This window comes from Streptomyces sp. NPDC021080, from assembly GCF_044333225.1.
Taxonomy (GTDB): domain Bacteria; phylum Actinomycetota; class Actinomycetes; order Streptomycetales; family Streptomycetaceae; genus Streptomyces.
Window position 1 is genome coordinate 34,761 of the sequence record NZ_JBIRQM010000032.1, and the last position, 22,633, is coordinate 57,393.

The window sequence follows — 22,633 nt, forward strand, 5'->3', positions numbered from 1 at the left end:
CCGATTCTCCTCGCCGGGAGAGGGGAAGCTGACGGCATGACCGACAAACTCACCATCAGCGTTCTCGGTACCGGGATCATGGGGGCCGCGATGGCCCGTAACCTCGTCCGGGCCGGGCACGGCGTCCGGGTCTGGAACCGCAGCCGGGACAAGGCCGAGCCGCTGGCCGCCGACGGCGCGCTCGTCGTGGACACCCCGGAGGAGGCCGTGCGGGGCGCCGACGTCGTCCTGACCATGCTCCACGACGGCCCCGCCGTCCTCGACGTCATGCGCCGGGCGGAACCCGGGCTGCGGACCGGGGCCGTCTGGGTGCAGTCCACGACGGCCGGGACCGAGGCGATCGGCGAGCTCGCCGAGTTCGCCGGCGCGCACGGGCTGGTCTTCTTCGACGCGCCCGTCCTCGGGACGCGCGCCCCCGCCGAGGCCGGGCAGCTGACCGTGCTCGCGGCCGGGCCCGGCTCGGCCCGGGAGACCGTCACGCCCGTCTTCGACGCCGTCGGCGCCCGGACGGTGTGGACCGGCGAGGACGGCGCCGCGGGCAGCGCCACCCGGCTCAAGCTCGTCGCCAACAGCTGGGTCCTCGCCTCGACCGCCGCGACCGGCGAGGCGCTCGCCCTGGCCAGGGGCCTCGGCGTGGACCCGCAGGACTTCTTCGGCCTCATCGCGGACGGCCCGCTCGACATGGGCTATCTGCACGCCAAGGCCGCCCTCGTCCTGGAGGACCGGCTGTCCCCGGCCAGCTTCGCCGTCGGCACCGCCGAGAAGGACGCCCGCCTGATCGTGGAGGCGGGACGGCGGCACGGCGTGCGTCTCGATGTCGCCGAGGCCGCCGCCGAACGCTTCGGCCGCGCAGGTGCCCTCGGCCACGGGGACGAGGACATGGCCGCCGCGTACTTCGCGAGCTTCGAGGAGGGGAAGCCCCCCTCCTCGTAGACCCGTGGACCCGTGACTCCGTGGACCCGTGGACCCGTGACTCCGCGGCCCGCGAACCCGGAGGCCGTCGGCCCGTCGGCCGTGCCCGTCGGGCCGCGGACCTGTGGGCCGCGGGCCCGGGAAGCCGGAGCCGGAGTCCCAGGGACCTGTCGGCCCGCGCCCCTTCGGCTCAGCGGGCGCCGTCCGTGTCGCCGTGCCGTGCCTGCGCCGGGATCGGGCCCGCGCGGTCCAGCAGGCCCGTGCGGGCCGCGAGTGCCGCCGCTTCGAGGCGTGAGCCCACGCCCAGTTTCATCAGGACCCGCTGGACGTGGGTACGGGCCGTGGACGGGGCGATGCCCATGCCGGCCGCGATGAGCCGGGTGTCCTCGCCGTCGGCGACCCGCACCAGGACCTCCACCTCACGGGGTGTCAGCATCTGGAGCAGCCGCTGCCCCTCGTCGTCGGGCTGGGCGGCGGGGTTGAGCAGCTCGCTGAAGGCGCCCTGGAGCAGTTGCGGGGCCACGGCCGCCTCGCCCGCCCGCGCCTTCATGATCGCGCGTTCGACGCCCTCGATGCGCTCGTCATGCCGTACGTAGCCGGAGGCGCCGGCGGCGAACGCGGCGGCGATCCCGCGCGGGTTCGGTACCGGGCCGAGCACCAGGACCGCCACCTGCGGGCGCTCCCGTTTGATCCGCACCACCGGGTCGAAGATCCCCGGCTCGGCCGGTGTCGCCGTACCGATCAGGCACACCTCCGGTGCCCGTGTGATCACCAGTTCCGCCGCCCCCGCGGCGGGCGCCGCCGCGGCGAGCACCCGGTGCCCGCGCAGCTTCAGCGCCGAGGCCAACGCCTCGGCGAGCAGTCGGTGGTCGTCGACCACCATGAGCCGGACTCCCATCAGGCAACCCCCCAGTCCCCCCAAGCATCCCCACTGGTTCCCCGTGGATTCGGAGCCCCCCGGCTCTCCATCCCCCGGAAGCTACACGCTTGTTCGACGTTGCGCTTCCCCTACTGGAGAGAAGTGCCCCGGAATATCGAAATCCCACCCAATAGGGAGTGATGCGGGGTACGCGTGCGGCCCCGTCCCTGAACAGGGACGGGGCCGCACGCGGTGTCACTTCGTTCCGAAGGCGATCACCAGGTACGCCTTGTCCGTCGCGGACGTCGGCTTGTCCGCGTAGATCTGGGACATGTACAGCCGGCCGTCGTCGTAGAGGATCTCGGCGTACTCCGGGAGCATGCTCGACTCCGCGTCACGGGTCGACTGGGTCGCCGGGTTCTCCATCAGCGTCGTCTCCTTGAAGGAGGTCCCGTCGATGGAGACGATCTGCCCGCCCTTGTCGTACGGCGGCCGCTTGTACGCGAGGACGTTGGTGCCGTCCATGCGCAGCGGGGTGATGGTGTAGCCGTCGCCCGCGTCCGCGCGCTGGCCGGTCTGCTTGCCGGTGGCCAGGTCGAAGGCGACGATCTCGTTGGTCCTGCTGTAGTCGCCGGAGCCGTCGTGCTCCTCCGTCGGGATGTACAGCTTGTCGTTGCCGACGGCGAGCGACTTGCAGTACTCGATCCTGCTGATGCCGTCGCACTTGGCCGCGTACGTCTTGCCCGGTGCCGAGATCTTCGCCCGCAGCTTGCCGGTCTTGTTGTCGATGGAGAAGAAGTCCGAGATGCCGCTGCCGTCACCGGCGGAGTCGCCGACGTCGGCCGCCACGACCAGCGGGTCGGTGGAGACGACGCTGGCGTACTCGATGCCGGGCGACATCTTGTACTCGGAGATCACCTTGCCGGACTTCGGGTCGATGGTCTGGATGTGGAGCTGGCGCGTGCTGCCGTACTCACCGCACTTGCGGACCGCGACCAGCTTCGCGCCGCCGCCGTAGCCGGCGTCGTAGCAGCTGTCGCCCGTCTTCGGCGCCCACAGCACCTTGCCGGTGGAGATGTCGAACGCGCCGCCGCCGCTCGTGCTGCCGGTGGCGACCGTGTTCCCGCTGATCGTCACGTTGTCGAGGCTGATCTGCTGGTCACCGGACTTGACCGTCCGGGTCCACAGCTTCACGCCCGCGTCGAGATCGATCGCGGCGAGCTGGGTGCATCCGTGCGAGGGCTGCGCCTTGGTGGGCATGGCCGGCTCGTAGATGATCGCCGAGCGGTCGGCGTCCGTGCTGTGCGAGCTGGCCTGGCACACCGGGCCGGGGAGCTTGATCGTCCAGGTCTTGGCGCCGGTGTCCCGGTCGTAGCCGTTGATCTCGGCGTTGCCGGTCTTGGCGTACACCTTGTCGGTCAGCCAGGAGCCGGCCGTGGTCACGCTCGTGACGCCCTTGGGCACGGCCGGCGCGGGCAGCTGGAACAGCAGCGAGGAGGCGGTGTTCACCGGCGCCTTCTCCTTGCCGCCGCCCTTCTTGTCACCGCCCTTGCCGTCACCGCCCTTGCCGCCGCTCGTCCCCCCGGCGCTGGGCTTGTCGCTCTTGGAGTGCTGCGAGTACAGGACACCGCCGCCGACGATCAGCGCGACGGCCACCACGGCCGCCACGATGATGAGCAGCTGGCTGTTGAGCTTGCGGCCGCCGCCCGGCTGCGGAGCCTGCGGCTGCATCGGCATGGTCTGCGGCTGCGGGTAGCCGTACGGGATCGGCTGGCCCGCGGGGTTGTACGGGGCCTGCGGCTGGCCCGGGTAGCCGTAGCCCGGCTGTCCCGGGGGCGGCGTCTGCGGATAGCCGTACGGCTGCTGCGGGGACGCGGGCGGGGGCGTCTGGGGATAGCCGTAGCCCGGGCCGGCGGCGGGCGGGGGCGTCTGCGGGTAGCCGTAGCCGGGGCCCGCAGCGGCGGGCGGGGGCGTCGGCGGGCCGAAACCGCCCGGGGCCGAATCCTGCGGCGGGACACCGAAGCCCGGCGGCGGGCCCTGCGGAGCACCGAAGCCCTGCGGGGCCGGGGTCTGCGGGGCCGGGGTCTGCGGGGCGCCGGACTCGGGGGCTTCCCCGTCCGGGCTCGGCTGGGAGCCCGGAGCGGGGTCCTGGGGTGCTCCGAAGCCCTTCGGGGGCTCGTTCGGCGGCGGGGGCGGCTGACTCATGACGTGAATACCTCGGAATGCGAAGGGACGGCGGGCCTGTGCGCGTGCGGGGCGCGACGGAACGGGGCGGAGGCGTCGGTCACTTGCCGTAGGCCAGCATCAGCTTCTCCTTCGCCTGGTCGTTGCCCGTCAGCCGGGTCGTGGAGATGTAGAAGCGCCCGTCCACGTAGTCGACGGCCTTCGAGTAGAAGCCGGACTCGATGTTCGCGGTGCCCGCCGGGTTCTGGAGCAGCTTCACGGGTGTGTGCGCGCCGCCGCCCGTCGGGATCGACACGATGCGGCCGCCGCTGTCGTACGACGGCTCGACGTAGGCGATGAGGTTCGTGCCGTCCGTCCTCAGCGGCATCATCGCCGCGTCCCCCGGGGACTTGACGCGCCACTTCTCCTTGCCGGTCGCGAGGTTGAACGCGACGATCTCGTTGGGGCCGCTCTTGGCCTCGGTCGGCAGGTAGATCGTGTCGGCGTCGGCGGCGGTGCCGAGGCAGCCCGTCAGGTCGCGGTTGAGGATCGCGAAGCCGCACTCGGGCGCGAGACCGTCGTCGCTCTTGAGCTGCGAGCGCAGGGTGCCGTCGGCCTTCAGCGCGGTGATGTTCACCGTCTTCTTCGCGTCGTTGGTCAGGTAGAGCACGACCGGGTCCACGGAGTAGGCGTGCCCGACCCGCCAGCCCTTGGGGATCTTCGTCGTCCACCGGGCCTTGCCGGTGGCCGGGTCCAGTTCCTGCACCTCGTCGTGCTCGGTGCTGCTGCCGGCCCCGCAGGACGAGACGGCCAGCAGCTTGGTGCCGCCCGCGAATCCCGCCGGGTAGCAGCCGGTGCCGTACTTCTTCTTGTCCCACAGTTTCTTGCCGCTGGTGACGTCGTACGCCGTTCCCGACATCGAGCGGCCGACCGTCAGCGTCTTGCCGGTGATGGACAGTTCGACCGTGAGCGTGCTGTCGAACAGGTCGCCTTCCGCGATCTCCGCGGTCCAGCCCTTGGCGCCGGTGTTCAGGTCGATCTGCTGGAGCTGGTTGCACTTCGCGCTGCTGGCGGAACCGCTCATGTAGGCGATGACGACCTTGTCGTCGGCCGTCTTCTGCGGGGTGACCGCGCAGATCTTCTGCGGGAAGGCCAGCGCGGGCCAAGTCGGCTTGCCGTCGCCGACATTGAACGCGAAGAGCTGCTTGTACGCGGCCTTCACCGCCGTCTTGCCGGTGATCCACATCCCGGGGGCGTCGGCGCCCGAACCGGGCGCGTCGGGCGCCGACTTGTACCAGAGGACCTTCGCCTCGCCCGGCTTGCGGTCGGCGTTCAGGTCGTCGTTGTCCTCGCCACCGTCACCGCTGCCGTCACCGGGGTTGGCCGGGGCGTCCGAGGCCGGCGCGGACACGGACGGGCTGCCGCTCGGGCTGTGCTGCGCGACGGGCTTCTTGTCGTCACCACCACCGGTGACGGCCCAGACGGTGCCGCCGACGACGAGCAGTCCGGCCACCGCGGCGGCGACGACGAGCGCGGGCTTCCCCTTGAACGGGTTCTTCGAGCCCCCGCCGGGACCGCCGGGCCGCGGGGTGCCGGGCGCGCCCGGGTAGGGCGCCTGGGGCGGATAGCCGTACCCCGGCTGCTGCCCGTATCCGTAGGGGCCGCTCTGGCCGTAGGGACCCGGCTGCTGCGGCTGTCCGTACGGGCCCGGCTGGGCGTAGGGGCCGGGCTGCTGCGGGTATCCGTAGCCGGGCTGCGGGGGTCCGGCGGGCGCGGGCGCCTGGGGCGGCTGCCCGGGAGGAGGGGGCGTGCCCTGGGGCGCGGAGGGCGCGTTCGGGGGCGTGCCCTGCGAACGCGGGTCCTGCGGAGTGCCCTGCGGCGCGCTCTCCGGCGCGTTCAGGGGTGCGCCGAACCCGCCCTGCGACCGCGGGTCCGGCGAGGCGCCGGCACCGCCCGTCGGCGGCTGGTCCTGCGGTGCTCCGAATCCGCCCAGCGGCGGCTGACTCGGCGGCTGACTCATCAGCGCGTCCCCCTCTTCACTGATGTGACCCCCCACCGGCGGCGCCGGATTCGCGCCTCGTCCGGTGGATCTCAGACTGTTCTCAGACCGCTCTTTCTATCACTCCGGGGGGCGCGGTCAGGGGGCCGGTGCGCGCCCTGTTCCCAAGGGAGGACCGGGCTGTGATGCCGTCGTTACGCGCCTTCACGTGCCCTTCACGCCGCACGCGCAGGGCGAGTTCGACACCGTCGGACCGCCCTCACACAGGGCGCGATCGGCAACTCGCAGGCGCCCGGCGGCACTTGCACGCCCTCCGTACGGGTCGCGTACGCCCGACGGACGCGCCGGGCACGCGGCACCTTCGCGCCCCGAAGGGCACCGCCCGTCCGCCGAGGGGCGGTTGCCCCTCGGCGTCATGTGTCGGTGAACACGTCGGCCAGGCGTCGGGCCATGCGTCGGCCGGACGCCGGTCAGGCGTCTTCGGCCAGCTCCAGCCAGCGCATTTCCAGGTCCTCGCGCTCACCGGCCAACCCGCGCAGTTCCGCGTCGAGTTGAGCCACCTTCCCGAAGTCGGTGGCGTTGTCGGCGATCTGGGCGTGCAGCTTGGTCTCCTTCTCGGAGATCTTGTCCAGCTGGCGCTCGATCTTCTGGAGTTCCTTCTTCGCGGCGCGGGCGTCGGCGGCCGACGCGGCCTTCACCGGGGCGGGGGCGGCGGCGAGCACGGCGGCCGCGGCCACCTCCTCCATCTTCTTGCGCCGCTCCAGGTACTCGTCGATACCGCGCGGAAGCATCCGCAGGGTGCCGTCGCCGAGAAGGGCGAACACGTTGTCCGTGGTGCGCTCGATGAAGAAGCGGTCGTGGGAGATCACGATCATGGAGCCGGGCCAGCCGTCGAGGAGGTCCTCGAGCTGGGTGAGGGTCTCGATGTCGAGGTCGTTCGTCGGCTCGTCGAGGAACAGGACGTTGGGCTCGTCCATCAGCAGGCGCAGGATCTGCAGCCGGCGGCGCTCACCACCGCTGAGGTCCCCGACCGGCGTCCACTGCTTCTCCTTGTTGAAGCCGAACGTCTCGCACAGCTGCCCCGCGGTCATCTCGCGCCCCTTGCCGAGGTCGACACGGTCGCGGACGGCCTGGACGGCCTGCAGGACACGCCAGTTCGGGTCGAGCTCGCCGACCTCCTGGGAGAGGTACGCGAGCTTGACGGTCTTGCCGGTGACGATCCGGCCGGCGGCGGGCTGCTTCTCGCCCTCGGTGCGGGCGGCCTCGGCCAGGGCCCGCAGCAGGGAGGTCTTGCCCGCGCCGTTGACACCCACCAGACCGACGCGGTCACCGGGGCCGAGCTGCCAGGTCAGGTGCTTGAGCAGGACCTTGGGCCCGGCCTGCACGGTCACGTCCTCCAACTCGAAGACGGTCCTGCCGAGCCGGGAGTTGGCGAACCGCATCAGCTCGCTCTTGTCGCGGGGCGGCGGCACGTCGGCGATCAGTTCGTTGGCGGCCTCGACGCGGAAGCGCGGCTTGGAGGTACGGGCGGGAGCGCCGCGCCGCAGCCAGGCCAGCTCCTTGCGGACCAGGTTCTGCCGCTTGACCTCCTCGGTCGCGGCGATGCGCTCACGCTCGGCGCGGGCGAACACGTAGTCGGAGTAGCCGCCCTCGTACTCGTAGACCGCGCCCTTCTGCACGTCCCACATCCGGGTGCAGACCTGGTCGAGGAACCACCGGTCGTGCGTCACGCAGACCAGGGCGGAGCGGCGCTCGCGCAGGTGCCCGGCGAGCCAGGCGATGCCCTCGACGTCCAGGTGGTTGGTGGGCTCGTCGAGGACGATCAGGTCCTGCTCGTCGATGAGCAGCTTCGCCAGCGCGATGCGGCGGCGCTCGCCACCGGAGAGCGGGCCGATCACGGTGTCGAGGCCCTGCGGGAAGCCGGGCAGGTCGAGACCGCCGAAGAGGCCCGTCAGGACGTCCCTGATCTTGGCGTTGCCCGCCCACTCGTGGTCGGCCATGTCCCGGATGACCTCGTGGCGCACGGTGGCCGCGGGGTCGAGCGAGTCGTGCTGGGTGAGCACGCCGACGTTCAGGCCGCCGGAATGGGTGACCCGGCCGGTGTCGGCCTCCTCCAGCTTGGCGAGCATGCGGATCAGGGTGGTCTTGCCGTCGCCGTTGCGGCCGACGACACCGATCCGGTCCCCCTCGCTGACGCCCAGGGAGACTCCGTCGAGCAGTGCACGGGTGCCGTACACCTTGCTGACGGACTCGACATTGACCAGGTTGACGGCCATTTCTCTCCTGAACAAGGGGGACGATCGACCCTCAAGGGTAGTCCGCGCGGCGGACGTCCCCCGCCGCGCGTTCCGCGCCCCTTCAGCCGAGCACGGTGGCCCCCGGCGCCGGGGACCGTGTGACACGGACCGTCCGGCAGGTGCCCGAGGCGAGGAGCGCCTGGCCGATCGTCCGCGCGGTCTCCGCGTCCGGTGCGAGGAACGCCGTGGTCGGGCCGGAACCGGAGACGAGCGCGGCGAGCGCGCCGGCCGCGCGGCCCGCCGCGAGGGTGTCGGCGAGGGCCGGGAAGAGGGAGAGGGCCGCGGGCTGGAGGTCGTTGGAGACGGTGCGCGCGACGGCGTCGGCGTCCCCCTTCGCCAGCGCGTCGAGCAGTTCCTGCGAGGCGACCGGCTCCGGAACATCCGCGCCCTCGTTCATCCGGTCGAACTCCCGGAAGACCGCCGGGGTCGACAGCCCGCGCTCGGCCATCGCGAAGACCCAGTGGAAGGTCCCGCCGACCTCCAGCAGGCGCAGCCGCTCGCCCCGGCCGGTACCGAGCGCCGCCCCGCCCACCAGGGAGAACGGCACATCGCTGCCCAGCTCGGCACAGATGTCGAGGAGTTCCTCGCGCGAGGCGTTCGTGCCCCACAGGGTGTCGCAGGCGAGCAGCGCGCCGGCGCCGTCGGCGCTGCCTCCGGCCATGCCGCCCGCGACGGGGATGTCCTTGGCGATGTGGAGATGGACGGCGGGCTCGATGCCGTACCGGCGGGCGAGTTCCAGGGCGGCGCGGGCCGCGAGGTTCGTGCGGTCGAGGGGCACCTGGGCGGCGTCGGGGCCCGCGCAGGTGACGCGCAGACCGTCCGCCGGGGTGACCGTCACCTCGTCGTACAGGCCGACCGCGAGGAACACGTTGGCCAGGTCGTGGAAGCCGTCGGGGCGTGCGCCGCCGACCGCGAGCTGGACGTTGACCTTGGCAGGGACGCGTACCGTCACCGTCTCCGTCACGGCTGGGTCGACTCCTCGTTCTCGGTGGTGTTCTCGTGGGCGTCGTCGCCGGCGCTGTTCCCGGGGGCGTCGTTCCCGGCCGTGCCCCCGCCGGCACCGTCGCGGTCCGCCGCCGTGCGGTTCTCCGCGATCCGGACGAACTCCTCCACCGTCAGCGACTCCCCGCGGGCCTGCGGCGAGATCCCGGCGGCGACGAGCGCGGCCTCCGCGGCGGGGGCGGAGCCGGCCCACCCGGCGAGGGCGGCGCGCAGCGTCTTGCGGCGCTGCGCGAAGGCGGCGTCCACCGCGGCGAACACCTCGCTCTTCGTGGCCGTCGTGCTGATCGGCTCGGGGCGCCGGGTGAGCGCCACGAGACCGCTGTCGACGTTGGGCGCCGGCCAGAAGACGTTGCGGCCGATGGAGCCGGCCCGCTTCACCTCGGCGTACCAGTTCGCCTTCACGGACGGCACGCCGTACACCTTCGAGCCGGGCGGGGCGGCGAGCCGGTCGGCGACCTCGGCCTGGACCATCACGAGGGTGCGCTCGATGGTCGGGAAGGTGTCGAGCATGTGCAGCAGGACGGGGACCGCGACGTTGTACGGCAGGTTCGCGACCAGCGCCGTCGGGGGCGGGCCCGGCAGCTCCCGGACGTGCATGGCGTCCGAGTGCACCAGCGCGAACCGGTCGGCCCGCTGGGGCATCCGGGCCGCGACGGTCGCGGGGAGCGCGCTCGCGAGGACGTCGTCGATCTCGACGGCGACGACCCGGTCCGCCGTCTCCAGCAGGCCGAGCGTCAGCGAGCCGAGGCCGGGACCCACCTCCACGACCACGTCGTCGGGCCGCACCTCCGCGGTCCGCACGATGCGGCGCACCGTGTTCGCGTCGATGACGAAGTTCTGGCCGCGCTGCTTGGTGGGCCGTACGCCGAGGACTGCCGCGAGTTCGCGGATCTCGGCGGGGCCCAGGAGTGCGTCGGAGGTGGGGCTGGTCACGAGCCAAGGGTACGGGGGGCCCGGCCCCGGCCGTGCAGCCGCGGCCCGCGGTGGCGGTGCCGGCCCCGCAGCCGCGGCCCCGCGGTGACGGTGCCGGCCGTGCGCCGCGGCCCCGGTCGGTGTCAGCCGTGCAGCCGCGGCCCGCAGTGGGGCCAGGGGCTCGTCCCCCGGCGCACGTACAGCTTCTTGGCCCGCTGGGTCTGTTCCGCGGCCGTGGCGTCCTGCGGGCGCCCGGTGCCGCCGAGGGTGTGCCAGGTGCGGGTGTCGAACTGGTAGAGGCCGCCGTAGGTGCCGGACGGGTCCACGGCGCCGGGCCGGCCGCCGGACTCGCACGCGGCGAGGGCCGCCCAGTTCAGGTGGTCGCCGCCGCCGGGGGACGAGGGGTGCGGCCGCGTGCCGACCCGGACCGTCCGGGCCCGCGGCTGCCGCACCACCTCGGACCGGACGAGCCGGGGCCGCTGTTTGACGCCGTTGACGGTGCGCAGGGTGTAGGTGAGGCGCCGCGCTCCGTACTCACCCGGATGCTCGACGACCTCGATGCCCTTGAACAGCGAGGCGTCCTCGGCCCGCCGCACCTCGAACGGAATCCGTTCCTCGCGGACCTCCCTGCTCCCGGTGACGCGCAGGACGGTGACCGTCTGCCCGTCACGCGGGAAGCTCCCGGCCGGGACGGAGGTCGTGTCCTGTCCGTGCAGGGTGATCCCGGACTCCTGGACGGCCTCGGCGACACTCGCGGCGTTGGTGCGGATCGTCCGCGCCCGGCCGTCGGCCATGATCGTGACCGCGCGTTCGGTCCGCACGTCGAGCGCCAGTCCCTCGCGCCCGATGCGCCGGGAGCGCGAGGCGGACAGATGGGCGCCCTCGGCGCGCACCCCCAGCTGGCTCAGCGCGCCTTCCACCGTGTGGGCCGTCGTCCACACCCTGCGCCGCTCCCCGTCGATGGTGAGGTGCATCGGGCGCCCGTAGCGCACCGCGACCTCGTCCCCGCTGGCCAGGGCGGTACCGGGGGCCGGCGCGATCATGTCGTGCGGACCCGCCTTCACCCCCTCGTCGGCGAGCAGTTCCGTCACGTCGTCCGCGAAGGTGTGCAGGGAGCGCGATCTGCCGTCGACGCTGAGTTCGATCGCCTTGTCGTTGGCGACGAACGCCGAGGTGCCGCCGGCCAGGAAGGCCACGACCAGGGCCTGCGGGAGCAGCCGTCGCAGGGGGTCCGGGCGCTCGGGGACCCGTCTGCGCCGGCCCGCCCGACGCGCCTCGGCCCGACCGCCGGTGGCGCCGGAACCCCGTGCGCCGTCCGTGGCGACCAGGGTGTCCGGCTGCGGACGCGACAGCCGGGGCAGCCGGGGCTCGGTCGGCGCGTCGGGCGCCACCGGCGCGGGGCGCACTCCGCTCGCACCACGTGTACCGGGCGCGCCGTCCGGGGGCGCCGGAGGCGCGTCCGGCGCCGCGGGCGGCACGACGCCCGGGTCGTGGGCCGCCCGCCCGAACGCCGGGGAGACCCGGCCGTACGGCTCGTGGGGCAGGTACTCCGCGTGACCGGAAAACCTCTCCTGCCCACCGAAGGACTCGTCCCCGGGACGGGCCAGGTGGCCGGGGTGGACCTGATGCCCGGAGGGGGCCTGGGGGCCGGGGTGGACCTGCCGGCCGGGATGAGCCTGGTGGGCGGAGGGCGCCTGATGCCCGGAGGGGGCCTGATGGCCGGAGGGGGCCTGATGGCCGGAGGGGGCCTGATGGCCGGAGGGGGCCTGATGGCCGGAGGGGGCCTGATGGCCGGGACCCGTCTGAGCTTCCCGCCCCCGGTACGATCCGCCTCCCCGGTGTCTCCCGTAACCGCGGTACGCCGGGTGGTCCATCGGTGTCGCACCGGCCGCTCCGGGCCGCACGGGCGCCTCGGGGGCACCGAAGACCCCGGGCACTCCGACGGCACCGAAGGCTCCGAGCCCGCCAGGCACACCGGCCGCACCAGCCGCGCCGAAGACCCCGGGCCCGCCGTGTACTCCCGGCGGCCCCGGCGGCCCCGGCGGGCCGGGCGGGTCAGTCGGGGTGGGTGCGCCGACCACGACCACGGAGGCGGGGGCGCCGGTGACGCCGATGACGACGGTGGCGGCTTCGGGGCCACCTGTCGGTCCGTACATCCTGTACGGCTCGTACGGCTCGTACCGCGGGCTGCTCACGACGACACGCTCCAGGGTCCGGATCGGGCGACCAGAACCTAGCGGAGCGGTCGTCACTCTCCCAAGCAACGCGGCTACGCTGTGTCGCGAAACTCCCCCGTCGGAGCCCCCGGCCGGAGCAGAAAAAACCCCCGACCGGAGCAGGGAGAACCCCCGGAACCGTTACGGCTCAGTAATCGAACGCGCGCGCGGTGTTGGCGGAGACCGAGGTCGCCAGGGTGTACTCGTCGATCCCCCGTACCGCGGCCATGGCACGCACCGTGACCGGAATGAGATACGGAGCGTTGGGCCGTCCGCGGTACGGCGCGGGGGTCAGGAAGGGCGCGTCGGTCTCGACGAGGACGAGTTCGAGCGGGGCCACGGCCAGCGCGTCGCGGAGCGGCTGGGCGTTCTTGAAGGTCATGTTGCCGGCGAAGGACATGAAGTAGCCGGCACGGGCGCAGACCTCCGCCATCTCGGCGTCGCCGGAGTAGCAGTGGAAGACGGTCCGCTCCGGGGCGCCCTCCTCCGCCAGGACGCGCAGGACGTCCGCGTGGGCGTCGCGGTCGTGGATGACCAGGGCCTTGCCGTGCCGCTTGGCGATCTCGATGTGGGCGCGGAAGGAGCGCTCCTGCGCCTCCTTGCCCTCGGGCCCGGTGCGGAAGAAGTCCAGTCCTGTCTCGCCGACGCCCTTGACGTGGGGCAGGGCGGCGAGGCGGTCGATCTCCGCGAGCGCATCGTCCAGCGCCGCGTCGCCGCCCGGCTGCCGGGCGCCCTGCCGGGACCATCCGTCGGGGTCGCCGTGCACGATGCGGGGCGCCTCGTTGGGGTGCAGGGCGACGGTGGCGTGGACGGCGTCGTGCGCGGCGGCCGTCTCGGCGGCCCAGCGCGAGCCCTTCACGTCGCAGCCGACCTGGACGACCGTCGTCACTCCGACCGACGCGGCCTTGGCGAGGGCCTCCTCGACCGTGCCGGACTGCATGTCGAGATGGGTGTGCGAGTCGGCCACGGGAACGCGCAGGGGCTCGGGGAGCGGCGGTGCGGCGTTCTTGTCGGCGGCGGAGGAGGCGGTGGAAGGCATGCCCCGATCCTACGAAGGGGGCATGCCCGGCCTCACCTCGCGGGGAGCCGGGAGGCCGTCCCGTGGGTCCCGTCCGGCCGGTTCAGCCGGCCCGGCGGTGCTGGAACGGGTGCAGCAGGTCCGACAGGTGCCAGTGGTGCGGCTCCTTCGGGGCGCCGGCGGACTCGGCCTGCGCCTCCCCCGCCGGGCCGTCCTCGGGCTGCCGCGGTACCGGACGGTGGGGGCGGTGCGTCATGGAGTGCATGGAGTCCAGGACGGAGGACACCTGGCCGGCGCGCATGATGCGCACCACGTGGCTGTCGCAGTTCAGGCAGGTGGGCCGGCTGAGGGGCGACGGCACGACCTCGCCGTTCGCCACGTACACCACGTACTCGGCACCTTCCGAGTCGCGGTGGTGCTCGATCTCGTAGGACTGTTCCCAGCCGTGCCCGCAGCGCATGCAGGCGAATGAATACGATTCGTGGACGACGGCCGCCGCCGCGCCGCGGTGCCCGGTCTGTTCGGTGACCTGACCGGCGGCGACACCGCCGGTCCGTCCTGTGGTCTCACTCATGCCAGCTCCTCTTGTCCGCTGGACAAGCACCTCCGTCGGCCGAATTCCACCGAATTCCACCGATTTGCCGAGGCGAGGGACGGGTACGTCCCTTCGTCCAGTGGACGCTTCTCCCGGCGCGAACGCATCCGGCCTGTCGAGTGTTGGAGTCGTTTTGGCCTTTCCTTGTCGGAACGCTCCTGTTACGCGGCCTGATCTTTGCTTTCCACGGTAGTCCTTTGCCCTTCTATGGGCCGCTTCGTTCGGCCTACGAGCCGCTTCGTTCGGCGTTCTTCGCCGCCACGACCGCGTCGAAGACGTCCCGCTTGGGAATTCCCGCCTCGGCGGCGACGGCGGCGATGGCCTCCTTGCGCCGCTCCCCCGCCTCCTCGCGCACCCGCACCCTGCGCACCAGCTCGGCGGCGTCCAGTTCCTCGGCCCCCTTCTCGGGGGCGCCCTCGACGACGACGGTGATCTCGCCGCGCACCCCCTCGGCGGCCCAGGCGGCCAGCTCGCCCAGCGGGCCGCGCTTGACCTCCTCGTACGTCTTGGTCAGCTCGCGGCAGACGGCGGCGCGGCGCTGGGTGCCGAAGACCTCCGCCATGGCGGCGAGGGTGTCGTCGAGCCGGTGGGGCGCCTCGAAGTAGACGAGCGTGCGGCGTTCCTCCGCCACCTCGCGCAGCCGCGACAGACGCTCGCCGGCCTTCCTCGGCAGGAAGCCCTCGAAGCAGAAGCGGTCGACGGGCAGGCCGGACAGCGCGAGCGCGGTGAGCACGGCGGAGGGGCCGGGTACGGCGGTGACCTTGATGTCCTTCTCGACCGCGGCCGCGACCAGCCGGTAGCCGGGGTCCGACACGGACGGCATCCCGGCGTCGGTCACGAGCAGGACCCGCGCCCCGCCGACCAGCGCCTCGACGAGTTCCGGGGTCCGGGCGGCCTCGTTCCCCTCGAAGTACGACACGATCCGCCCCGTCGGCTGGACCCCGAGGGACTGCGTGAGCCGGCGCAGCCTGCGGGTGTCCTCGGCCGCGACGACATCGGCCCCGGCCAGTTCCGCCGCGAGCCGCGGCGGCGCGTCGGAGATGTCGCCGATGGGAGTGCCTGCCAACACAAGGATTCCTGTCACGGTTCCATCCTCGCAGGGGCGCGGCCCGGCAAGCTCATCCCATCCGAAGGGCCCGTGCACGGGACTCCCACAGACCTGTTCCCTACGATGGCGCGGTGACCAGTACCGCGTCCTCCACGGACACCCGGCAGGGGCAGGGCCAGGCCGCCGACGACCGGCGGCCGTCGTGGCAGCAGCGGCTGCGCCGATTCGGCTACACGGCGCCGCCCCGAAGTGATGTGCGCGACCGGCTTGTACCGCCGTACGCCGAGCCAGGCCCCGGGATCTGGGCCGCGCTCGGGCTGCGTCAGGAGGTCGCCGACCGTTTCAACCGCTGGTCGGGCTGGGTGGGCCCGCTCCTGGTGACCCTGGTCGCCGGGTTGCTGCGGTTCTGGAACCTGGGCAGCCCGAAGGCGGTGATATTCGACGAGACGTACTACGCGAAGGACGCCTGGGCGCTCTTCCACCGCGGCTACGAGGTCAACTGGGCGAAGGACGCCAACGACCTGATCCTGCAGAACAACGGGCACGTCCGGGTCCCCAGCGACGCCGCCTATGTCGTGCACCCGCCGATCGGCAAGTACGTGATCGGGCTCGGCGAGTGGATGTTCGGCTTCAACCCCTTCGGCTGGCGCTTCATGACGGCGCTGCTCGGCACGCTGTCGGTGCTGCTGCTGTGCCGGATCGGGCGCCGGCTGTTCCGTTCGACGTTCCTCGGCTGTCTCGCGGGCCTGCTGATGGCGGTGGACGGCCTGCACTTCGTGATGAGCCGCACCTCGCTGCTCGACGGTGTGCTGATGTTCTTCGTGCTGGCGGCCTTCGGCTGCCTGGTCGTCGACCGCGACAAGGCGCGGGCCAGGCTGGCGGCGGCGCTGCCCGCCGACGAGTCCGGTTTCGTCCGACCCGACGCGCACATCGCCGAGACGACCCGGCTGGGCTGGCGGCCCTGGCGCTGGACGGCGGGCCTGATGCTGGGCATGGCCATCGGCACCAAGTGGAACGGGCTGTACGTCCTCGCCGCGTTCTGTGTGATGGCGGTCCTGTGGGACGGGGCCTCGCGCCGGGTCGCGGGCGCCCGACGGCCGTATCTCGGGGCCGCGCTGGCCCGCGACACGGGCATCACGTTCCTGGCGACGGTCCCGGTCGCCCTGGCCGTGTACCTGGTCTCCTGGACCGGCTGGATCCTGTCGCCGGACAACGGCAAGGGCGGCTACTTCCGCAACTGGGCCGTGACGGACGGCAGGGGCGGCAACTGGACCTTCCTCCCGGACTGGCTGCGCAGCCTGTGGCACTACGAGCACGAGGTCTACAAGTTCCACGTCGGGCTGACGTCGCCGCACACCTACCAGTCCAACCCGTGGAGCTGGCTCGTCCTCGGCCGCCCGGTCTCGTACTTCTACGAGTCCCCGCTGCCCGGCAAGGACGGCTGTCCGGCCGGCACGGGCGACAAGTGCGCGCGTGAGGTGCTCGCGCTCGGCACGCCCCTGCTGTGGTGGGCCGCCTGCTTCGCGCTCGTCTACGTGCTGTGGCGCTGGGCCTTCCGTCGCGACTGGCGGGCGGGCGCCATCGTCTGCGCCGTCGCGGCCGGCTACCTCCCCTGGTTCATGTACCAGGAGCGCACGATCTTCCTCTTCTACGCCGTCGTCTTCGTGCCGTTCCTGTGCCTGGCCGTCACGATGATGATCGGCGCGATCCTCGGCCCGCCCGGCGCCGGAGAACGCCGCCGCGTCATCGGCGCGGCGGGATCGGGCGTCCTGGTCCTGCTGATCCTGTGGAACTTCATCTATTTCTGGCCCTTGTACACGGGCACGGCGATCCCGATCGAACAGTGGCGGTCCCGGATGTGGCTGGACACCTGGGTCTAGCTGGGCAGACACACTGAGAGGGCGCGACCGTCGGTCGCGCCCTCTCAGTCGTTGTTGGCCGTTGGCGGTCGTCATTGGTCGCCCTCGCACGGCCCGAGGACGGCCCAGCTCTGGGGACCAGGAGACGCAACCGCGTCGCCTTAGCCGCAGGACGTGCACGCGGTCATCCACAGAAAACGGCAACCCCGCACCGGCAATCCGGCGCTATGAACGGGCCTATCGCGTCCCGGAACACCCGAGACTACAGGCGCGCCTGGCAAGCATGAATGCTGCGCCGAACGTTGCCGAACGCTGCGCCAGCCTTGACATGTACTGCGCCGCACGCCATGATCTTCACGTCCGGCACACCACTAGGGGGTGCTGGACAGGGGAGGAATGAATTAAATGAACACAGCCGTGCGCAGGACATCCCTGGTGAAGGTCGCCGAGTTCGTGGCTTCCAAGGGCGTGGGCGGGAAGTTCAGCAAGCTGGAGCTGTTCGAGGCGGTCCCGGACGTCTCTCAGGCCGACCGCCGCATGCGGGATCTGCGGCCGATGGGCTGGAAGATCGACAACTACAAGGTCAACCCGAACCTGAAGCCCGACGAGTACCTCGTCCGGGAGATGGGGACCCGGGTTGATCTCGGCGAGACTCCGCCGAAGACCATCCGCAAGAACATCACCGGGCCCAAGCGGCGACGCATCCTGGAGCGCGACGGTCACACGTGCCAGGTCTGCGGGATCCGTGCCGGACAGGAGTTTCCCGATGCCCCCGGACGCACCGCCGTCATGACCATCGGCCACATCATCCCGGTCAACCGCGGCGGCACGAACGACGACGACAACCTGCGTGCCGAGTGCCAGCGCTGCGGCGACGAGTCCCGCGACATCACCGTGGACCCGCCCACGGGCCAGCAGGTACTCACCCACGCTTCCCACCGGAGCCTGAAAGACAAGCGCACCCTCTACGGCTGGATGCAGGCCGGACGGCGCACCCCCTCTGACACCGAGAAGGTGTTCCAGGAGTGGTCCCGGCTGCCCCAGAAGGAGCGCATGCAGGTCATGACCGCCCTCGCCGAGCAGGTCATCACAGAACTCGAAAACGAGTAGCTGCCCTCGTCTGGCAGGCAGCCCCCTGGGCTGCCTGCCAGACGCATGGGCTGGGACGTAAGCATCAAGGCCAGGCCGCCGGGCCACCTCTCACAGCGCCTACCAGCCCCAGGGCCCAGCCACTTTAGTGCGCTGGAGCGTGACGACGAACGGCCACTCGCCCTCGTCGCGGGCGTCGACCCAGGCGGCTGCGAAGTCTCGAGTCTCAGGACCTCCGGGGTCCCGTTTCTCCGGGGCGTATACGTCTGGGCCCAGGCGGAGATCAATCTCTCTTGTCTCGTCGAAGCCTCGGTCCACCAGGATGCGGAGCGTGTCACCGTCTTTCACTCTGAGTACGGACGCTCGGTAGTCCCACATGCGCCCTCCTCAGGTGCGTTCGATGTATGCCGTGCGTCCCCCGCTCGGCTTGGTGCAGGTGCGTGATCACCTCACCGCTCTCAGCATGGACGCATGGCCGTGCTTTTGTATGCGACGAACACGATCCCCAACTGCCGCATCACGGGGAGCTGGGGCCTTGCCCACTTGACGCGGAGCGGCGACCTGTCAGATGTGCTGGATCGGTTCAAAGCGCAAGTCGCCTCGTGGGGCGCCGAAGCTGTGGTTGGAACTCGGATTGAGCCGACCGTGTTCGTCGGTGGAAACATGGCAGGGCCGCGGAGCGAGATGGTCTATCTCGTGTACGGAACCCCCGTCACGTACGAGGGGAAGTGACTCAGGTTCGCTCGGTGTACGTCTTGAACTTGTGGCACGACGCGCAGAGGACCCAGAGGTTGTCCAGATCCCAGGAGCCACCGCGAGCTACGGGCACGATGTGATCCACCTCAAGGTGCTCGCGGGCTCCGCACTGTCGGCAGGTGAAACGGTCGCGCGCCAGGGCTCGCGCCCGGCGGCGAGTCCAGTCGGAAGGTCTCGATGCATTTCGAGCTGCCGCATGCAGGGCACTTGAGTTGCCATTGCCTGCTCCACGCTCCGCCCTCGTGCGGTACTGGAACCAGGATTCCTTCGTGACTCTGAGGCACGCTTCCCTCCAGACAGGTCGGACCTACCCATGACAGCCGATCGGTGGCTCGCACGCAGTGCTTTCGCCTGATCAGTAGGCGCGTACACACCGGATACGAGACCTTCCGACCAGTCATCCCCCGCCGCCAATCAGCCACCCGGCGTCAACCTTGGTGTGCGCCTCTCCGCCGGCGCACATCGCTGCTGATGTGCAGGTGCTGGTGTCACTTGTCGAGCTGACGGCGAGCCAGAAGACACCAAGCGGAATAGTTTCAAGAATAATTGACACCCCCTCAGTAAGGGGTGCAAGATGCTCTCGTGACGAACCCGCTGACGTTAGAAGAGGCAGCAGACGTCCTTGGCGAGCATCGCGAGGACATCCGAAACGTGCTCCAGGACGGCTGGTCACGCTGGCGCAAGCTGTTGCAGGCAGACACCGAACTGGCCGTCATCGTCAGCGGCAGGACCCGCGCGAGCCTGGTGTACGACTTCATCCGCTATGAAGCGATGAATCGCTTCGAAGGCGCGTCAGGCGTCGTGATCAGCGAGGAGCGGGGGTTCCTCCTGCTGACCTTCGACGAACGCCTCCTCCTGCGCTTCAAGAAATTCCGGAGCAAGGGGCTCAAAACCAGCGGGATCCCCACCCAACAAGCCCGCAACTTCGCCAACCAGACACTTCCGGGCATGGACGAGCTGACGCACATCGTCGCTGGCTACCTCCCCGATGAAGCAGGCATCGACCTGGATAGAGTGGCAATCACTTGCAGCCTCGCGAACGAGATGCTGTGGGTTATCGACCTCGACCTCGGCCTCGATGACGGGTTGGGACTGGACGACGGCCTTGGCCCTGTCGGCACCGCTCCCGTGCCCTTGGCGCCAACCGACGGGCAAGGAGACACCCAGGTTGTGCCGAAGATCGATCGAGCCGAGGACGGAAGCGAGTAGTCACTAGCCAGGAAAGGATCGGGACTGCCATGAACCCGCGGATGCTCCAGACCGCGAGGGAGTCGCGCGGCTTGTCGCAGTCCAAGCTCTCGACGATGACAGGGATCTCTCAAGCAGTCCTGTCCAAAGCAGAGCACGGTCTGGCGCCGCTCCCACCCGAGCGCATCGACATCATCGCCGGTGCGCTCGACTACCCTCGCGAGATGTTCGACTGGCCCGACGATCCCATAGGGCTTGGCGCCTCCAGCTACTACCACCGCAAGCAAGCCGGGCTGGGCCAGACAGCACTTCGCCGCATCGAGGCAGAGATCAATCTCTTCCTCATGCAAATGAAGCGACTGGAGACGAGTGTGGACATCGCGCCCGTCCACCCTCTACCTACCTTCGAGTCACCCGAAGCGCAGGGGCCCGAGCCGGAAGAAGCTGCACGCAAGCTGCGAACTGCATGGCTCCTTCCTGACGGGCCGGTCCAAGATGCGGTCCGGACAGTCGAGCGTGCGGGTGTTGTAGTGGTTCGACGAGATCTTGGGTCACCAAAGATCTCAGGCATGAGCATCCGTCCGCCGGCCTCACTTCCTGTAATCATTTTGAATACTGGAATGCCTGCCGACCGAGAGAGATTCACCGTCTTTCACGAGGTCGGCCACCTTGTCATGCACCAGGTTCCAAGTGAGGACGGTGAACGCGAGGCGGACCGGTTTGCAGCAGAATTCCTGATGCCGGCGCGCACCATTACGCCCCAACTGACTGGAATCAACCTCCAGCGCGCAATGCAACTCAAGCAACACTGGAAGACATCAATGGCCTCAATCATTCGCCGCGCATACACGCTGGGGAAGATTGACGCCAACCGCTACAAGAGCCTAAGCGCACAAATGGCGCAACGCGGATTTAACCGCCATGAACCCGTCACCCTGGAGTCAGAGGAATCTCGAATTCTTTCCTCGGTCCTAGACGCCCATCGTAAAATCTATGGATATAGCGATGCAGAGCTAGCAAGGGTCGTTGGACTGAAGACCCCGGAATTTCAGGCAGGATACGGAACTCGCCGATCCTTGAGAGCCGTTTAACCCCTGCTCGCATCGACTCAAGCAGCGAACGGCAATCGCTCCGGGGCAGGCGTGCGATCGACAAAGCCGTGGTCCGCCGACCGCGCCGCGCGCTGAGCCAACCATCCAGAGACCCTAGGTCCGCCGTTCACTGCGACGCCCTCGCGAACCGTTCGGACATGCGTGAACCCTTGCCCGAGGTAGTAGCGCTGAAGTCCCTCATTGGTAGTCCATGCGTCCAACCGGAGCCACTTGGCACCCGCACGGTGTGCCCAATCGCCGGCCCAATCAAGCAGGCGACCACCGAGATTCAGCCCTCCGGCGGGAGCCCGCGAGCGCCGGTCCGCTTCGCATCCTGCAACTTCACGTTGGTCAGTTTGGCGCCACGAAAGTCTGCGTGACGGAGATCCGCGTGACGGAGATCCGCGTGGTTGAGGTCTGCGTGACGGAGATCCGCGCCCACCAAGGTTGCCTGACGAAGGTCCGCATGACCCATCTTTGCATTCCGAAGGTCAGCGTCGTCCAGAAGGGCGTACCGCAGGTCCACACAGTCTGTCGGCTCGATCTGACCGGTATCCGAAGGAACGCCGCTTGCACAGGTCATGTCTGCTCCGCGAAGGTCCGCCCCTTTTAGAGACGTCACTTCGAGCTTTGTCCCCTTCAGATCGGCTGCCCTGAGGTTGGCCGCCTCAAGAAAAGCATCATTAAGGTTCGCGTAAATCAGAGATGCCCTGCTCAGGTCTGCGCGGTTCAAGGTGGCCCAGCGGAGGTCTGCAGTGGACAGGTCAACTTCCGGGAAATTGATGGGACCCTTACCCGTGAAGCTGATGCTGCGGAGGTCGCTAAAAGACAGATCAACGATCGTCCCGTTGTCGCGTTCGGGACGGCGTCTGGCTAGCACGGAAATCGCCGCCAAGACATCAGCCTTTGGCGTGTAGTTGTCGGCGCTTTCAGCCTTTGGCTTGTAGGCGCGTATACCGTAAGCCATCGGCTCCTTAAGGCTTTTGGCACTCGATCCGGCGTGCTGCTGCACGAAGGCAGCCAGCACGGAGACGACCGTCGGATGGTCGAAGGCGGAGTCCTGCATGATGCGTTGCAGGGCGTAGATGCCGCCCAATCGGACGTCCAGGAACTGCGATCCCAGATTGCGGACCGCGTTATTGAAACGGCTGGTAATCTGTCCACTTTCGGAGATCCGTAGTTCCTTGTTCGCTTGCCCGACCTGCATCCAGGTGAACAGGAGTGCACCCAGCGCTGCGAGCCCTGGCAGGCTGGCCGCGATCAGGGCGACCATTCGAGTCCGGTCCTGGCCTTCGGGTCTGAGCTGCACCGAACGGCCACTCTGTCGACGTCGGCTAACGCGACGGAGGCGACGAAGCTCATCAACGCTCAGTTTTCTAGCCACCTACTTATCGCATCCCGTACGCCAAGCGACAGCAACACTTGCTACGCCGGGAAGACGCAAACCTGGGTCTTCCCGTTGGTCCAAACGAGTCGCCCTAGGCCACGCCCTGACACTGGTCAATGAGACGCGCAGACACACTGAACGTGGCTGCTAGTGCTGTGACCGCGAAGGTTCACCGGGGTGGGGTGTATCGATGGCTCCCAGCGGCAGTACAGTCGGCGCGCTGAAGGAGCAGAGGAGCCCCG

Annotated in this window: 19 protein-coding genes and 1 pseudogene; 6 read left to right on the forward strand and 14 right to left on the reverse strand. The window is 70.1% G+C overall.

Features of this window, described 5'->3' with window-relative positions; genetic code table 11:
* Nucleotides 1-36 precede the first annotated feature (36 nt).
* A complete protein-coding gene (locus ACH4S8_RS42905; protein WP_398404377.1) occupies nt 37-933 on the forward strand; it encodes an NAD(P)-dependent oxidoreductase in 897 nt (298 codons plus the stop codon).
* Nucleotides 934-1,102: 169 nt separating this feature from the next.
* On the opposite strand, the gene ACH4S8_RS42910 is transcribed toward ACH4S8_RS42905, so the two are convergent.
* The 10 genes from ACH4S8_RS42910 to rsmI all read right to left on the reverse strand — a co-directional run bounded on the left by ACH4S8_RS42910 (nt 1,103) and on the right by rsmI (nt 15,057).
* Complete coding sequence (locus ACH4S8_RS42910) at nt 1,103-1,810, reverse strand: LuxR C-terminal-related transcriptional regulator (RefSeq protein WP_398404379.1); 708 nt, start codon at nt 1,808-1,810, stop codon at nt 1,103-1,105.
* A 216-nt stretch (nt 1,811-2,026) separates the two neighbouring features.
* Complete coding sequence (locus ACH4S8_RS42915; protein WP_398404381.1) at nt 2,027-3,976, reverse strand: PQQ-binding-like beta-propeller repeat protein; 1,950 nt, start codon at nt 3,974-3,976, stop codon at nt 2,027-2,029.
* Nucleotides 3,977-4,055: 79 nt separating this feature from the next.
* The gene (locus ACH4S8_RS42920; RefSeq protein ID WP_398404383.1) at nt 4,056-5,954 is read right to left on the reverse strand and encodes a PQQ-binding-like beta-propeller repeat protein; all 1,899 of its coding nucleotides are present in this window, start codon (nt 5,952-5,954) and stop codon (nt 4,056-4,058) included.
* A 449-nt stretch (nt 5,955-6,403) separates the two neighbouring features.
* Nucleotides 6,404-8,209 (reverse strand): ABC-F family ATP-binding cassette domain-containing protein, encoded by a 1,806-nt coding sequence (locus tag ACH4S8_RS42925; RefSeq protein ID WP_398404385.1) that lies wholly within the window; start codon nt 8,207-8,209, stop codon nt 6,404-6,406.
* Nucleotides 8,210-8,291: 82 nt separating this feature from the next.
* A complete protein-coding gene (locus ACH4S8_RS42930) occupies nt 8,292-9,194 on the reverse strand; it encodes a 4-(cytidine 5'-diphospho)-2-C-methyl-D-erythritol kinase (protein ID WP_398404387.1) in 903 nt (300 codons plus the stop codon).
* Entirely contained in the window at nt 9,191-10,165 is a 975-nt protein-coding gene (rsmA, locus tag ACH4S8_RS42935) for a 16S rRNA (adenine(1518)-N(6)/adenine(1519)-N(6))-dimethyltransferase RsmA (protein WP_398404389.1), read from the reverse strand. Before rsmA ends, ACH4S8_RS42930 begins: the two co-directional genes overlap by 4 nt.
* Nucleotides 10,166-10,287: 122 nt before the next feature.
* Entirely contained in the window at nt 10,288-11,751 is a 1,464-nt protein-coding gene (locus ACH4S8_RS42940) for a ubiquitin-like domain-containing protein (protein ID WP_398404409.1), read from the reverse strand.
* A 757-nt stretch (nt 11,752-12,508) separates the two neighbouring features.
* The gene (locus tag ACH4S8_RS42945) at nt 12,509-13,399 is read right to left on the reverse strand and encodes a TatD family hydrolase (RefSeq protein WP_398404391.1); all 891 of its coding nucleotides are present in this window, start codon (nt 13,397-13,399) and stop codon (nt 12,509-12,511) included.
* A gap of 82 nt (nt 13,400-13,481) precedes the next feature.
* A complete protein-coding gene (locus ACH4S8_RS42950) occupies nt 13,482-13,952 on the reverse strand; it encodes a hypothetical protein (protein ID WP_398404393.1) in 471 nt (156 codons plus the stop codon).
* A gap of 247 nt (nt 13,953-14,199) precedes the next feature.
* Nucleotides 14,200-15,057 (reverse strand): 16S rRNA (cytidine(1402)-2'-O)-methyltransferase, encoded by an 858-nt coding sequence (gene rsmI, locus ACH4S8_RS42955; RefSeq protein WP_398404395.1) that lies wholly within the window; start codon nt 15,055-15,057, stop codon nt 14,200-14,202.
* A 95-nt stretch (nt 15,058-15,152) separates the two neighbouring features.
* On the opposite strand from rsmI, the gene ACH4S8_RS42960 reads away from it, so the two are divergent.
* Entirely contained in the window at nt 15,153-16,901 is a 1,749-nt protein-coding gene (locus ACH4S8_RS42960) for a dolichyl-phosphate-mannose--protein mannosyltransferase (protein WP_398404397.1), read from the forward strand.
* Nucleotides 16,902-17,285: 384 nt separating this feature from the next.
* On the forward strand, nt 17,286-17,990 hold the full coding sequence (locus ACH4S8_RS42965; RefSeq protein WP_398404399.1) for an HNH endonuclease: 705 nt from the start codon (nt 17,286-17,288) through the stop codon (nt 17,988-17,990).
* A 99-nt stretch (nt 17,991-18,089) separates the two neighbouring features.
* On the opposite strand, the gene ACH4S8_RS42970 is transcribed toward ACH4S8_RS42965, so the two are convergent.
* Nucleotides 18,090-18,347: a hypothetical protein gene (locus tag ACH4S8_RS42970; protein ID WP_398404401.1), complete on the reverse strand. Its 258-nt coding sequence runs from the start codon at nt 18,345-18,347 to the stop codon at nt 18,090-18,092.
* 93 nt (nt 18,348-18,440) lie between these two features.
* Here ACH4S8_RS42970 and ACH4S8_RS42975 point away from each other — a divergent pair, with 93 nt between their 5' ends.
* On the forward strand, nt 18,441-18,701 hold the full coding sequence (locus ACH4S8_RS42975; protein ID WP_398404403.1) for a hypothetical protein: 261 nt from the start codon (nt 18,441-18,443) through the stop codon (nt 18,699-18,701).
* 1 nt (nt 18,702) lies between these two features.
* On the opposite strand, the gene ACH4S8_RS42980 is transcribed toward ACH4S8_RS42975, so the two are convergent.
* Nucleotides 18,703-18,927 carry an HNH endonuclease gene (locus tag ACH4S8_RS42980; protein WP_398404411.1) on the reverse strand — a complete coding sequence of 75 codons (225 nt, stop codon included), beginning with the start codon at nt 18,925-18,927 and terminating at the stop codon, nt 18,703-18,705.
* A gap of 380 nt (nt 18,928-19,307) precedes the next feature.
* On the opposite strand from ACH4S8_RS42980, the gene ACH4S8_RS42985 reads away from it, so the two are divergent.
* Both ACH4S8_RS42985 and ACH4S8_RS42990 read left to right on the forward strand, forming a co-directional pair.
* On the forward strand, nt 19,308-19,934 hold the full coding sequence (locus ACH4S8_RS42985; protein WP_398404405.1) for a hypothetical protein: 627 nt from the start codon (nt 19,308-19,310) through the stop codon (nt 19,932-19,934).
* A gap of 41 nt (nt 19,935-19,975) precedes the next feature.
* Nucleotides 19,976-21,004, forward strand: a complete 1,029-nt coding sequence (locus ACH4S8_RS42990) for an ImmA/IrrE family metallo-endopeptidase (RefSeq protein WP_398404413.1) — start codon at nt 19,976-19,978, stop codon at nt 21,002-21,004.
* 17 nt (nt 21,005-21,021) lie between these two features.
* Here the strand turns inward: ACH4S8_RS42990 and ACH4S8_RS42995 are convergent.
* Nucleotides 21,022-21,300 (reverse strand): annotated as a pseudogene (locus tag ACH4S8_RS42995) (GNAT family N-acetyltransferase); the annotation flags it as partial.
* A complete protein-coding gene (locus ACH4S8_RS43000) occupies nt 21,294-22,277 on the reverse strand; it encodes a pentapeptide repeat-containing protein (protein WP_398404407.1) in 984 nt (327 codons plus the stop codon). The gene ACH4S8_RS43000 and the pseudogene ACH4S8_RS42995, both read right to left, overlap by 7 nt.
* Nucleotides 22,278-22,633 lie beyond the last annotated feature (356 nt).